Origin of the sequence: Pseudomonas sp. R28(2017), from assembly GCF_002112505.1 — a bacterium.
In the GTDB taxonomy this organism is placed as follows: Bacteria; Pseudomonadota; Gammaproteobacteria; order Pseudomonadales; family Pseudomonadaceae; genus Aquipseudomonas.
Genome location: NZ_NEHW01000001.1, coordinates 523,576 through 536,732 on the forward strand (window position 1 = coordinate 523,576; position 13,157 = coordinate 536,732).

8 protein-coding genes and 3 tRNA genes are annotated in these 13,157 nt (G+C 63.3%); 8 read left to right on the forward strand and 3 right to left on the reverse strand.

Annotated features, from left to right (window positions below):
• Positions 1-130: 130 nt before the first annotated feature.
• Both CAF78_RS02440 and CAF78_RS02445 read left to right on the forward strand, forming a co-directional pair.
• Positions 131-1,846: a proline--tRNA ligase gene (locus CAF78_RS02440; protein ID WP_085675665.1), complete on the forward strand. Its 1,716-nt coding sequence runs from the start codon at positions 131-133 to the stop codon at positions 1,844-1,846.
• Positions 1,847-1,866: 20 nt separating this feature from the next.
• Entirely contained in the window at positions 1,867-2,820 is a 954-nt protein-coding gene (locus tag CAF78_RS02445) for a hypothetical protein (protein WP_085675664.1), read from the forward strand.
• Positions 2,821-2,852: 32 nt separating this feature from the next.
• On the opposite strand, the gene dinB is transcribed toward CAF78_RS02445, so the two are convergent.
• Positions 2,853-3,911, reverse strand: coding sequence for a DNA polymerase IV (dinB, locus tag CAF78_RS02450; RefSeq protein WP_165837361.1), 1,059 nt, complete (start codon positions 3,909-3,911; stop codon positions 2,853-2,855).
• Between the two features lie 209 nt (positions 3,912-4,120).
• Here dinB and CAF78_RS02455 point away from each other — a divergent pair.
• The 5 genes from CAF78_RS02455 (at position 4,121) to CAF78_RS02475 (ending at position 8,810) form a co-directional block, all read left to right on the forward strand.
• Positions 4,121-4,197 (forward strand) — tRNA-Met (locus CAF78_RS02455).
• A 138-nt stretch (positions 4,198-4,335) separates the two neighbouring features.
• Positions 4,336-4,412, forward strand: a tRNA-Met gene (locus CAF78_RS02460).
• Positions 4,413-4,550: 138 nt separating this feature from the next.
• Positions 4,551-4,627, forward strand: a tRNA-Met gene (locus CAF78_RS02465).
• Between the two features lie 332 nt (positions 4,628-4,959).
• Positions 4,960-7,518: a bifunctional lysylphosphatidylglycerol flippase/synthetase MprF gene (gene mprF / locus CAF78_RS02470; RefSeq protein ID WP_371856907.1), complete on the forward strand. Its 2,559-nt coding sequence runs from the start codon at positions 4,960-4,962 to the stop codon at positions 7,516-7,518.
• Entirely contained in the window at positions 7,518-8,810 is a 1,293-nt protein-coding gene (locus tag CAF78_RS02475) for a virulence factor family protein (RefSeq protein WP_085675661.1), read from the forward strand. The genes mprF and CAF78_RS02475 overlap by 1 nt, the downstream gene beginning before the upstream one ends.
• Before the next feature lie 33 nt (positions 8,811-8,843).
• Here the strand turns inward: CAF78_RS02475 and CAF78_RS02480 are convergent, their stop codons facing one another.
• Positions 8,844-10,754, reverse strand: a complete 1,911-nt coding sequence (locus CAF78_RS02480; protein WP_085675660.1) for a potassium transporter Kup — start codon at positions 10,752-10,754, stop codon at positions 8,844-8,846.
• 234 nt (positions 10,755-10,988) lie between these two features.
• On the opposite strand from CAF78_RS02480, the gene rimO reads away from it, so the two are divergent.
• Entirely contained in the window at positions 10,989-12,320 is a 1,332-nt protein-coding gene (gene rimO, locus CAF78_RS02485) for a 30S ribosomal protein S12 methylthiotransferase RimO (protein WP_085675659.1), read from the forward strand.
• A 70-nt stretch (positions 12,321-12,390) separates the two neighbouring features.
• Here rimO and CAF78_RS02490 read toward each other — a convergent pair whose 3' ends face one another.
• Positions 12,391-13,140 (reverse strand): hypothetical protein, encoded by a 750-nt coding sequence (locus tag CAF78_RS02490; RefSeq protein ID WP_085675658.1) that lies wholly within the window; start codon positions 13,138-13,140, stop codon positions 12,391-12,393.
• Positions 13,141-13,157 lie beyond the last annotated feature (17 nt).

A 13,157-nucleotide genomic window follows, 5' to 3' on the forward strand; every position in this document is an offset into this window, starting at 1 on the left:
AGCCCGGCACACTTGCCGGGCTTTTTCTTGGCTGACAACGGCCACGCCCTGGGGCATTCTGTACGCCTTCGTTTCGCCCCCGTACAATGCGGGGCTATTTCAACGTCTTAGGCAATCGACACGGCTAACCATGCGCACCAGTCAATATTTGCTCGCCACCCAGAAAGAAACCCCTGCCGACGCAGTGGTCATCAGCCACCAGCTCATGCTGCGTGCCGGCATGATCCGCAAACTGGCTTCCGGCCTGTACACCTGGCTGCCGATGGGCCTGCGGGTGATGCGCAAGGTCGAAAACGTTGTGCGCGAGGAAATGAACGCCGCCGGCGCCCTGGAAGTGCTGATGCCAAGCATCCAGCCTGCCGAGCTGTGGCAGGAGTCCGGCCGCTGGGAACAGTACGGCCCTGAGCTGCTGCGCCTGAAAGACCGCCACCAGCGTGACTTCTGCGTCGGCCCGACCCACGAAGAAGTGATCACCGACCTGGCCCGCAACGAGCTGTCCAGCTATAAACAGCTGCCGCTCAACATGTACCAGATCCAGACCAAATTCCGTGACGAGATTCGCCCACGCTTCGGCCTGATGCGCGGCCGCGAATTCATCATGAAGGACGCCTACTCCTTCCATGCCGACCAGGCTTCCCTGCAGGAAACCTACGACCGCATGCACCAGGCGTACACCAACGTCTTCACCCGCCTGGGCCTGGACTTCCGCCCAGTGCAGGCGGACACCGGTTCCATCGGTGGCAGCTACTCCCACGAATTCCACGTCCTGGCCGAGTCCGGCGAAGACGACGTGATCTTCAGCGACAGCTCCGACTACGCCGCCAACATCGAGAAGGCCGAAGCCATCCCGCGTGAAACCGTGCGCCCTGCGCCTGCCGAGGAGCTGCGCCTGGTCGACACCCCGGATGCCAAGACCATCGCCCAACTGGTGGAAAACCACGGCCTGGCGATCGAAAAGACCGTCAAGACCCTGATCGTGCGCGGCGCCGAAGAGGGCAAACTGGTCGCCCTGATCGTCCGTGGCGACCACGAGCTCAACGAAATCAAGGCCGCCAAGCTGGAACAGGTTGCCGACCCGCTGGTCATGGCCACCGACGCCGAACTGCGCGAGGCCATTGGCGCCGGTGCCGGCTCGCTCGGCCCGCTGAACCTGCCACTGGAAATCGTGATCGACCGTTCGGTCGCCCTGATGAGCGACTTCGGCATCGGTGCCAACATCGACGACAAGCACTACTTCGGCGTGAACTGGGAGCGTGACCTGCCCGTTCCTCAGGTTGCCGACCTGCGCAATGTCGTCGAAGGCGACCCAAGCCCGGACGGCCAGGGCACCCTGGTGATCAAGCGTGGCATCGAAGTCGGCCATATCTTCCAGCTCGGCACCAAGTACAGCGAGGCACTCAAGTGCCAGGTCCTGGGTGAGAACGGCAAGCCGGTCATCCTGTCCATGGGCTGCTACGGCATTGGTGTGTCGCGCGTGGTCGCCGCCGCCATCGAGCAGAGCTACGACGACAAAGGCATCATCTGGAACGACGCCCTGGCACCGTTCCAGATTGCCCTGGTACCGCTGCGTTACGAAACCGACGTGGTCCGCGAGGCAACCGACAAGCTGTACGCCGAGCTGACCGCCGCCGGCTTCGAGGTACTGCTGGACGACCGCGACAAGAAGACCAGCCCCGGCATCAAGTTCGCCGACATGGAGCTGATCGGCATTCCACACCGTATCGTCGTCAGCGACCGCGGCCTGGCCGACGGCAACCTGGAGTACAAGCACCGCACCGAGCAGGATGCCCAACAGCTGCCGCTCAATGAAGTGCTGTCCTTCCTGCAGGCCCGCGTTCGCCGCTGATAATCAATGCACGAGTGATCATGTCCAAGCGAAGTACCATTACCCTGGGGGGCGCCGCACTGTGCGGCGCCCTGCTCGCCAGCGGTTGCGCCAACCAGATGTCCCAGCGCAGCGATCATGAGGAGCGCGTCGAGCGCAAGCTGCTCGAACACACCCTGCAGATCGATGTCGGCGAGCCGAAGGTGATGGAGCTTCCGCAACGGCGTGTGCGCATCCACGAGCAAAAGCGTTTCGAGGTTACCGAATACGAGGTCACCCGCCGCTATGACCGCTACACCCCTTACCAACCGTGGCGGGAGATCTACGAGATCCCGCTGGGCGCGGTAGCCGTGGTGGCCGGCATTGGCGCCAACGTGGTCAACGTGTTCGCCCTCGGCAACCTGCCGCAGAGCATGACCCACGACTGGCTCAGCTATGGCGTGGATGGCCTCAACCCGTTCATGAACACGCCGTCCAATGGCCGCGCCCAGCAGAACCTGGCGGGCATCAGCGAAGTGCAGAAGGACAAGCGCGAAGAATTCACCAGCGTGCCCTGGAGCGAGCGGCTGGTCGAAGTCAAGGCTGGCAAGATGACCCACGAGCTGACCACCGACAGGAACGGCGTGTTGCGCCTGAACCTGCTGGACAGCCCGTTCTCGGAACAGCACCTGAACCACGTCGGTACCCTGCACATGCAGGTGGTCGACGAGGACAACGCCGTGCGTGGCGATGCCAGCCTGCTGGTCAGCGCCACCTTGCGCAACAAACTGCGTGAGGCCCATGAGCTGATCTTCGATGACCTCGAAGATGACGATGTCGGCCAGTGGGTGCACCGGGTCAAGCGCCTGTCCGAGCTGGGCCTGGAAGAGGAAGCCAGCGAGATGGAGCAGAGCCTGATCGAGCTGACACGCAACGATCCGGAGCTGCAACAGGAATTCCTGTCGGCACTGACCAAGGCCACTGGCCGATTGGTCGCTGACCCTGGCGTGCAATAACTATAAAGAGGGGGCCGTCATGCGGCCCCTTTTCAATTGCCGGGGAACAGCTCCAGCTGCTCATGGGCCCCGCGCAGATCGCGCAGCCTCACCCCCACCCCCAGCAAGCGCACCGGCTTGCCACCCCGGGCAAACGCCTGGCGCAGCAACTGACGGTAGCTTTCCAGGTCCCTGCCCGCCCCCGCCTGCTCCATGGTCGTCTGGCTGAAGTCATGGAACTTGACCTTGACGAACGGTTTGTCCGGGCGGTAACTGCTGTCCATCCGGGCAATCCGCTCATTGAGGCTTTCGAGCAGTTCAGGCAAACGTTCGAGGCAACTGGCCAGGTCTGGCAGGTCGTTGTCATAGGTGTTTTCAACGCTGACCGACTGCCGGCGGCTATCATTGTGAACCGCTCGCTCATCGATCCCCCGCGCCAACCCCCACAGCCGCTCGCCAAAACTGCCGAATTCGCGCGCCAGCGCCAGCCGCGACCACTCTCGCAAGTCGAGACAGGTATCGATGCCCAGGCGGTTCAACTTGTCCGCAGTGACCTTGCCCACACCGTGCAGCTTGGCCACCGGCAAGGCCGCAACGAAGGCCTCGACCTGCTCCGGGGTAATCACGAATATGCCATTGGGTTTACGCCAGTCGCTGGCGATCTTGGCCAGGAACTTGTTCGGCGCAACCCCCGCAGAGACCGTGATATGAAGCGTGCGGGCAACCCGCCGGCGAATGTCCTCGGCGATGCGAGTAGCGCTTCCGGCGTACCACTGGCTTTCACTGACATCCAGATACGCTTCATCCAGTGACAATGGCTCGATCAACTCGGTGTAGTCACGAAAAATCGCATGAATCTCACGTGAAGCCTCCCGATAGGCCTCGAAGCGCGGCTTGACGATCTCCAGGTCGGGGCAAAGCTTGAGGGCATGCCGGGACGACATGGCTGAACGCACGCCATAGGCACGCGCCTCATAATTGCAGGTGGCGATCACCCCGCGACGATCCGGGGAACCGCCCACCGCCATGGGGCGACCGGCCAGACGCGGGTCGTCACGCATCTCGATTGCGGCGTAAAAGCAATCGCAGTCGATATGGATGATCTTGCGCACGGACATTGATGACGGCCACCACTGTAAATTCATACAGATAGTAGCGCATGCTACCGGCTCTGAGACAGCCTGCTTCGATCATCGGCTTGCAAGCCCCGTGGCGCCTGAGCCGCAGCCCAGGCTTAGACGCTAAGGGATTGAACGAAAAAGGGTTTTTCACGATACCGCTTGACACGGGCAAGAAAACCCGTAGAATTCGATCTCACAGGCGCGGGATGGAGCAGCCTGGTAGCTCGTCGGGCTCATAACCCGAAGGTCGTCGGTTCAAATCCGGCTCCCGCAACCAGATTCGAGAAAAGGCCACTGTTAACGCAGTGGCCTTTTTCTTTTGCCCCGGTTTTTAGTCGGCATAAGAAAAATCAAGCGAAATCAACAAGTAGCGCTTGACACTCACAGCTTACGCTGTAGAATTCGATCCCACAGGCGCGGGATGGAGCAGCCTGGTAGCTCGTCGGGCTCATAACCCGAAGGTCGTCGGTTCAAATCCGGCTCCCGCAACCAGATTCGAGAAAAGGCCACTGTTAACGCAGTGGCCTTTTTCTTTTGCCCCGGTTTTTAGTCGGCATAAGAAAAATCAAGCGAAATCAACAAGTAGCGCTTGACACTCACAGCTTACGCTGTAGAATTCGATCCCACAGGCGCGGGATGGAGCAGCCTGGTAGCTCGTCGGGCTCATAACCCGAAGGTCGTCGGTTCAAATCCGGCTCCCGCAACCATATTCGTCAGAACAAACCCCGCCTGTGTAACAGCAGCGCGGGGTTTGTTGCATTTCGTCGCCTGAAAAATCCCTCTGCTTCAGCCAAACCTGCTCATTTGAGGTCTCGGCTGGAGCATGAACTATCTTTAACGCTGCCGGACGACTGAAAGTAACGTTGCCCGGAGTAATATCTGGATACGTTTACCAAAGGGACTTTCACTTGGCCGCAGCTCTTCCCCTCCTCGCGCAACCGGCACGAGGCAATTCATGACATCGCACACCCCTGAACCCCAGGTGCCACTCGCCTCGGCACTGCCGACTGCTGCCCAGCGCCTGCCTTGGCTGGAGCGGATGAGCCGCTACCGTCAGCCGATTGGCCTGGCCGTGACCTTGCTGCTGTTCGCCATGGCGCTGATCGCCTGTCGGCACCTGTTGAGCGAACTGGACATCTACGCCCTGCACGATGCCATGCTCGACGTACCGGCGCAGGCACTGATCGGTGCCTTGCTGGCGACAGTGGCAGGGTTCGTGATCCTGCTGGGCTACGAGTGGTCGGCCAGCCGTTACGCTGCCGTCAAGCTGCCCCCACGGACCTTGGTCATGGGCGGCTTCAGCGCCTTTGCCATTGGCAACGCGATCGGCCTCTCGATGCTCTCGGGTGGCTCGGTGCGCTACCGCCTGTATGCACGCCAAGGCCTGGGGGCCGCCGAAGTCGCGCGCATGACCGTGTTTGCCAGCCTGTCGCTGGGTTGCGCGCTGCCACCGCTGGCGGCACTGGCCACCTTGAGCAACCTGCCGGCAGCGGCAGCAGCCCTGCGCTTGCCTGCGCCGGTGCTGGCCGTTATCGCCATTGCCGTGCTGGCGATTACCGCCGCGCTGGTGATCGGGCTGTATCGCCGTCGCCTGCCGGAACAACCGCTGGCCGACAATCTGTTGGTGCAGCTGGGCCGTCGCACCCTGCGCCTGCCCGGTGGCCGCCTGGCAGCCCTGCAATTGCTGATCACTGCACTGGACGTGGCTGCGGCTGCCACCGTGCTCTACCTGCTGTTGCCGGAGGCCCCGCCCTTCGGCGCCTTTGTGCTGGTCTACCTGCTGGCCCTGGCCGCTGGCGTGCTCAGCCATGTGCCGGGTGGCGTCGGGGTGTTCGAAGCGATCCTGCTGGCGGCCTTTGCCGACCAGCTCGGCGCTGCGCCACTGGCCGCCGCCCTGTTGCTGTACCGGCTGATCTACGTGGTGCTGCCACTGCTGCTGGCCTGCGTTCTGTTGCTGGCCAACGAAGCACGCCGCCTGCTGTTCGCCCAGCAAGCCATCAAGGCAGCGTCGGGCCTGGGCGCGCCGATCCTGGCGATTCTGGTGTTCCTCTCGGGTGTGGTGCTGCTGTTCTCCGGCGCTACGCCTGAAATCGACACGCGCCTGGAACACATGGGCTTCCTCGTACCCCACCGGCTGATCGATGCCTCGCACTTCGGCGCCAGCCTGATTGGCGTGCTCTGCCTGCTGTTGGCACAGGGCCTGCGCCGGCGCCTGTCGGCGGCCTGGCTACTGACCACTGTGTTGCTGCTGGTCGGCGCGCTGCTGTCGATTCTCAAAGGCTTCGACTGGGAAGAAGCCAGCCTGCTGACCCTGACCGCCGCGCTGCTGGCCATCTTCCGCCGCTCGTTCTACCGGCCGAGCCGGCTGCTCGAGCTGCCGTTCTCGCCGGTGTACCTGGTGGCCAGCGCCTGCGTGGTCGGCGCTTCGGTGTGGCTGCTGCTGTTCGCCTACCAGGATGTGCCCTATACCCACAAGCTGTGGTGGCAGTTCACCCTCGACGCCGATGCCCCGCGCGGCCTGCGCGCAGCATTGGGCAGCGCGGTGCTGCTGGTGATCGTCGCCCTGACCTGGCTGCTGCGCACCGCCCGCCCGGTCATTCACCTGCCCGACGACACCGAGCTGCAGCGCGCCAACCGTATCCTGCTGAGCTCCGACCAGCCCGACGGTGGCCTGGCACTGACCGGCGACAAGGCGTTGCTGTTCCACCCCAACGACAATGCCTTCCTCATGTATGCCCGCCGCGGCCGCAGCCTGGTGGCCCTGTACGACCCGATCGGCCCGGCCCAGGAGCGCGCCGAGATGATCTGGCAGTTCCGCGACCTGTGCGACCTGCACCACGCCCGCCCGGTGTTCTACCAGGTGCGCGCGGAGAACCTGCCGTTCTACATGGATATCGGCCTGACTGCCCTGAAGCTGGGCGAAGAAGCGCGGGTCGACCTGCGCCGTTTCGACCTCGAAGCCAAGGGCAAGGAAATGAAGGACCTGCGCTACACCTGGAACCGCGGCGGCCGGGATGGCCTGAGCCTGGAGATCCACGAACCTGGCCAGGCCCCGCTGGCCGAGCTCAAGGAAATCTCCGACGCCTGGCTCGGCGGCAAGAACGTGCGGGAGAAGGGCTTCTCGCTGGGGCGCTTCAGCCCCGAGTACCTGCAGCACTTCCGTATCGCCCTGATTCGTTTCCAGGGCCGGCCGGTGGCCTTCGCCAACCTGCTGGAAACCCACAGCAACGAACTGGCCAGCCTCGACCTGATGCGCGCTCACCCCGAGGCGCCGAAGCTGACCATGGAATTCATGATGATCGGCTTGATCCTGCATTACAAAAGCCATGACTACGGCCGCTTCAGCCTGGGCATGGTCCCGCTTTCCGGCCTGCAGCCACGGCGCGGCGCACCCTTGACCCAGCGCCTGGGTTCGATGGTGTTCCGCCGTGGCGAGCAGCTCTACAACTTCCAGGGCCTGCGGCGCTTCAAGGACAAGTTCCAGCCGGACTGGGAACCTCGTTACATGGCCGTGCCGGCCGGGCTCGACCCGCTGGTGGCACTGGCCGATACTGCCGCCCTGATTGCTGGCGGCCTGACTGGATTGGTGAAACGTTGATGATCCGACGCTATTGGCTGTACGTACTGATTCCCCTGTTGCTGGCCGCCCTGGCCGGCGCTGCGGGCTTTTGGCTGTGGACCCGCCCTGCCCCCGAGGCACGGCTGGAACAACTGACCCTCAATGACACCAGCGTCGTCCGCGTCACCCCGGGCGTGCATGCCAAGGCGCGCGTCGCCATCGGCGTGCCTCAGGACCAGGCCCTGACCGACAAGCAGCTGCTGGACCTGAGCCAGGCCGCCGAGGCACAACTGGTCCAGGTGATTCTGCCGCCGAACGACTGCGCCAAGCAGCAACAGGCCCTGGATCAGGCGCTGACCCAGCTGTCCGGCAAACCGACCCTGGTCGCCGGCATCGGCCCAGGTGCAGCCCAGGCGTGGCGCTGGCTGGCCACCCAGACTGACGACAAGGCACGGGCCATCTCGGTCGACTTCACCCTGGAGCAGCCAGGCTGCAAGGTCGAACTGCCGAAATCGGCCGCCCACGGCCACTGGAACGTCGCCTGGAACGACAACCCGGACGACGCCAGTGCCGCCTTCGTGCGCGACCAGGCCAACGCCGAGACCAGCATCAGCGACTATGACATCCACCTGCCCCAGGTGCTCAAGGCCCAACTGACCCAGGCCCTGGTCGGTCGCGACGGCAACGCCCTGGCCATCCCGGTGGTGGAAGTGCCGGCCGGACAGACCACAGACACCGTCACCCTGTTCCTGTCCGGTGATGGTGGCTGGCGCGACCTGGACCGCGACGTGGCCGGTGAAATGGCCAAGCTCGGCTACCCGGTGGTTGGTATCGACACCCTGCGCTACTACTGGCAGCACAAGACTCCGGAGCAAAGTGCTGCCGACCTGTCGGAGCTGATGCAGCACTACCGCCAGAAGTGGGGCACCAAGCGTTTCGTGCTGACCGGTTACTCGTTCGGCGCCGACGTGCTGCCGGCCATCTACAACCGCCTGCCGGCCGAAGACCAGCAGCGTATCGATGCGGTCGTGCTGCTGGCCTTCGCCCGCAGCGGCAGCTTCGAGATCGAAGTCGAAGGCTGGCTGGGCAAGGAAGGCCAGGAAGCGCCTACCGGGCCGGAAATGGCCAGGCTGCCGGCATCCAAGGTGGTCTGCGTGTACGGTGTGGAAGAAACCGACGAGAGCGGTTGCACCGACAAGACGGCGGTGGGTGAGCGCATGAAGCTGCCTGGTGGTCACCACTTCGACGAGAACTATCCGGCGCTGGCCAAGCGCCTGATCGACGAGATCGAAACCCGCCAGGGCAAGTCCAGCGTCGCTGCACAGAACTGAAAATGACCGGGGCCGCTTTGCGGCCCCGGCAACTCAAATTTCGACCTGGGTCCCCAGCTCGATCACCCGGTTCAACGGCAGGTTGAAGAAACGCAGGTTCCCGTTGGCATTCTTTAGCAGGAACGCGAACAGGTTACCCCGCCAGCGCGACATCCCCTCCAGACGTGATGCAATCACCGTTTCCCGGCTGAGGAAGTAGGTGGTACGCATCGGGCTGAAATCCAGTTCGTCCAGGTGGCACAGCTTCAAGGCTGCCGGCACGTCCGGTTCGTCCATGAAGCCAAAGTGCAGCAGCACCCGGAAGAAGCCATCGCCATAGGCCTCGACCTCGAATCGCTCTTGTTCAGGCACCCGTGGGCGGTCTTCACTGACCACCGTCAGCAGCACCACCTGGCTGTGCAGCACCTGGTTGTGCAGCATGTTGTGCAGCAGCGCATGGGGCACCGCATCTGCCCGCGCCGTCAAGAACACCGCCGTGCCTTCGACCCGATGCGGTGGCTGCACGCGGATGCTGCTGATGAACACCGGCAGCGGCAGCCCGCCTTCATCGATACGCTCCACCAGGATCTGCTTGCCGCGCTTCCAGGTGCTCATCAGCAGGTACAGCACGCCGCCTGCCAGCACCGGGAAGGCACCGCCCTGGACGATCTTCGGCACGTTGGCGGCGAAGAACAGCCCATCGACGAAGAGGAAGCCAACCAGGATAGGTACCGCCAGCACCGGTGGCCATTTCCACAGCAGCAGCATCACCGCCGACACCAGGATGGTGGTCATCAGCATGGTCCCGGTCACCGCCACGCCGTAAGCCGCCGCCAGGGCGCCAGAGGATTCGAAGCCGATCACCAGCAACACCACGCCGACCATCAAGGTCCAGTTCACCGCACCGATGTAGATCTGCCCCTGCTCGTCGCTGGAGGTGTGCTGGATCTGCATGCGCGGGATATAGCCCAGCTGGATGGCCTGGCGGGTCAGGGAGAAGGCCCCGGAGATCACCGCCTGCGAGGCGATCACCGTGGCCATGGTCGCCAGCCCGACCATGGGCAGCAAGGCCCAGCCTGGCGCCAGCAGGTAGAACGGGTTACGGGCGGCTTCGGGGTTCTGCAGCAATATCGCACCCTGGCCGAAGTAATTGAGCACCAGTGCCGGCAGCACCAGGGCGAACCAGGCACGGGCGATCGGTTTGCGCCCGAAATGCCCCATGTCGGCATACAGCGCCTCGGCACCGGTCAACGCCAGTACCACGGCGCCGAGAATCGCCACGCCCATGCCGGGGTGGACGATGAAGAAGTTCACCGCCCAGCCCGGGTTGAACGCCTTGAGCACTTCCGGGCTCTGGGAAATGCCATGGGCGCCCAACGCGGCAAGCGCGAGGAACCAGACCACCATGATCGGGCCGAACAGCTTGCCGATCTTGTCGGTGCCGTGCTTCTGCACCAGGAACAAGGCCACCAGCACCACCAGTGAAATGGGCACCACCCAGTGGTCGATACCGTCGAAGGCCAGGCCCATGCCCTCCACGGCGGACAGCACCGACACCGCCGGGGTGATCATGCTGTCACCATAGAACAGCGAGGCGCCGATCAGGCCGCAGACCACCATCAGCGTGCGCAGGCGCGGATAGGCCGCCGTGGCCCGTCGCGCCAGTGCGGTCAATGCCATGGTGCCGCCCTCGCCCTGGTTGTCGGCGCGCAGGATGAACATCACATACTTGAACGACACCACCCACAGCAGCGACCAGAGGATCAGCGAGAGGATCCCCAGCACGCCATCATGGTTGACCGGCACCCCGTAACCGCCGGTAAAGACTTCTTTCAGGGTATACAAGGGGCTGGTACCGATATCGCCATAGACCACCCCGACCGCTGCCACGAGCAGGCCCAGCGACCGTGTCGCGCCCTGCTTCCCCGCGTGCCCGCCTTCGGCGTGACTGCTTGCCTGAACCATCGAACACTCCCGCAGATGGCCTTGAAGGCCGGTAGAATTCACTCCTGCGCCTGGGGCACGAGTGGCCCCGGCGCAATGGCGCGAAGCATAGCGCAGCGTTCGTCGCTTTTCTGCTGGTCAAGCGACCTTGCGCTCGCTAGAATTGCGCACTTTTTGATCAGAGGCGCCGCAAGCGCCCGTCAAGATCGCCCCCGGCTGCGCCAGGGCGAACTGCATTCAATACCGAGGTTAGTCATGTCCACCACTCCCGCCACCCCCAAGGTTGGTTTCGTCAGCCTGGGTTGCCCCAAGGCCCTGGTCGATTCCGAGCGCATCCTGACCCAGCTGCGCATGGAAGGCTATGAAGTCGTGCCCACCTACGAGGATGCCGATGTGGTGGTGGTCAACACCTGCGGCTTCATCGACAGCGCCAAGGCCGAGTCGCTGGAAGTGATCGGTGAAGCGATCAAGGAAAACGGCAAGGTCATCGTCACCGGCTGCATGGGTGTCGAAGAAGGCACCATCCGTGACGTGCACCCGAGCGTGCTGTCGGTGACCGGCCCGCAGCAGTACGAGCAGGTGGTCAACGCCGTGCACGAAGTGGTGCCGCCACGCCAGGACCACAACCCACTGATCGACCTGGTGCCGCCGCAGGGTGTCAAGCTGACCCCGCGCCACTACGCCTACCTGAAGATTTCCGAAGGCTGCAACCACAGCTGCAGCTTCTGCATCATCCCGTCGATGCGCGGCAAGCTGGTCAGCCGCCCGGTCGGCGAAGTGCTGAGCGAAGCCGAGCGCCTGGTCAAGGCCGGCGTCAAGGAGATCCTGGTGATCTCCCAGGACACCAGCGCCTATGGCGTCGACGTCAAGTACAAGACCGACTTCTGGAACGGCCGCCCGGTCAAGACCCGCATGCTCGAGCTGTGTGAAGCGCTGAGCAGCCTGGGTGCCTGGGTGCGCCTGCACTACGTCTACCCGTACCCGAACGTCGACGACGTGATCCCGCTGATGGCCGCCGGCAAGATCCTGCCGTACCTGGACATCCCGTTCCAGCACGCCAGCCCCAAGGTGCTCAAGTCGATGAAGCGCCCGGCCTTCGAAGACCGCACCCTGGCACGCATCAAGAACTGGCGCGAGCAATGCCCTGAGCTGGTGATCCGCTCGACCTTCATCGTCGGCTTCCCTGGCGAGACCGAGGAAGACTTCCAGTACCTGCTGGACTGGCTCACCGAAGCCCAGCTCGATCGCGTCGGTTGCTTCCAGTACTCGCCGGTCGAAGGCGCCCCGGCCAATGACCTGGGCCTGGACGAAGTGCCGGATGACGTCAAGCAGGACCGTTGGGACCGCTTCATGGCGCACCAGCAGGCCATCAGCGCCGCCCGCCTGCAGCTGCGCATCGGCAAGGAAATCGAAGTACTGATCGACGAAGTCGAGGAGCAGGGCTCGGTTGGCCGCAGCTTCTTCGATGCTCCGGAAATCGACGGCAGCGTGTTCATCGACGGTAACCACGGCTTCAAGCCAGGCGACAAAGTGCGTTGCCGCGTGGTGGATGCCGACGAATACGACATGTGGGCCGAGCCTGTTTAAAACAGCCGGTACATGAAAAAGCCCCTGCCGGGTATTCCCAATGAGGAAATAACCGGCAGGGGCTTTTTTGTCAGAAGGTGTGAAAGACCATCAATCCTGCTTCCCCATCGGGGCTGGCATCGGAAAAGCCCTTGACCGCATACAGTTGGACTTTCCATTCCCGGTTGAGCTTGTGGGTCAGGAACAGGGTCAGTTCCTGGATCTGCGACCCCGTCGAGACGACTTTTTGCCGCCAGTCGTAGGAGGCGCCCGCCGAGGTACCTTGCGCCACCGGAATGGCAAAGCCCAGGCTGGTAAAGATCGGGTCCCTGAAATCGCTGTCGGGCGGGTCGCCGAACTTCTTCCAGCCCAAGGTTGCGAAGCCGGTCACCGGGCCGAATGCCCTGGCGATATCAACCTGGCCGGTATAATCGTACTCACCCGTGCCCAGGCACTGCTTTTCATCGGCAGTGGGAAATTTGACCTTGCCGATGAGGTCCAGCATCAGGCCACCGTCACTGCCATCGAGCAGTGCATAAGCGGCGCTCGCAACCGTATCGCCCAGCCCGCTCTCCACCGCATGGCAGCCGCCGGGCAAGGGGTCACCGTTCGGGCCTACTTCAGGGTTGGTGATGCGTAGCCAGGGCACGGTGACTTTGTAAGTCATGGGGCCGGTTTCATACTTGCCGACCACGGGCACGTACCAGATCTCCGAAGTGGTCCCCGTGCCATAGTCGCCACTCGAATAGTCCATGCCAATGGAGGCGCTGAAGGTATCGGCCAGGGCCGACGAACTGGCGCAGGACAACAAACAGGCGAAAAGAGGGAGCGTGGGTCGCATCTGCACCTCAATATTCC

Excerpts from the sequence above, each read along its gene's own strand:
- mprF (WP_371856907.1), top strand. The coding sequence starts at position 4,960 with ATGAGCCGCTACCGTCAGCCGATTGGCCTGGCCGTGACCTTGCTGCTG.
- CAF78_RS02490 (WP_085675658.1), bottom strand. The coding sequence starts at position 13,140 with ATGCGACCCACGCTCCCTCTTTTCGCCTGTTTGTTGTCCTGCGCCAGT.
- CAF78_RS02480 (WP_085675660.1), bottom strand. The coding sequence starts at position 10,754 with ATGGTTCAGGCAAGCAGTCACGCCGAAGGCGGGCACGCGGGGAAGCAG.
- CAF78_RS02440 (WP_085675665.1), top strand. The coding sequence starts at position 131 with ATGCGCACCAGTCAATATTTGCTCGCCACCCAGAAAGAAACCCCTGCC.
- CAF78_RS02475 (WP_085675661.1), top strand. The coding sequence starts at position 7,518 with ATGATCCGACGCTATTGGCTGTACGTACTGATTCCCCTGTTGCTGGCC.
- rimO (WP_085675659.1), top strand. The coding sequence starts at position 10,989 with ATGTCCACCACTCCCGCCACCCCCAAGGTTGGTTTCGTCAGCCTGGGT.
- CAF78_RS02445 (WP_085675664.1), top strand. The coding sequence starts at position 1,867 with ATGTCCAAGCGAAGTACCATTACCCTGGGGGGCGCCGCACTGTGCGGC.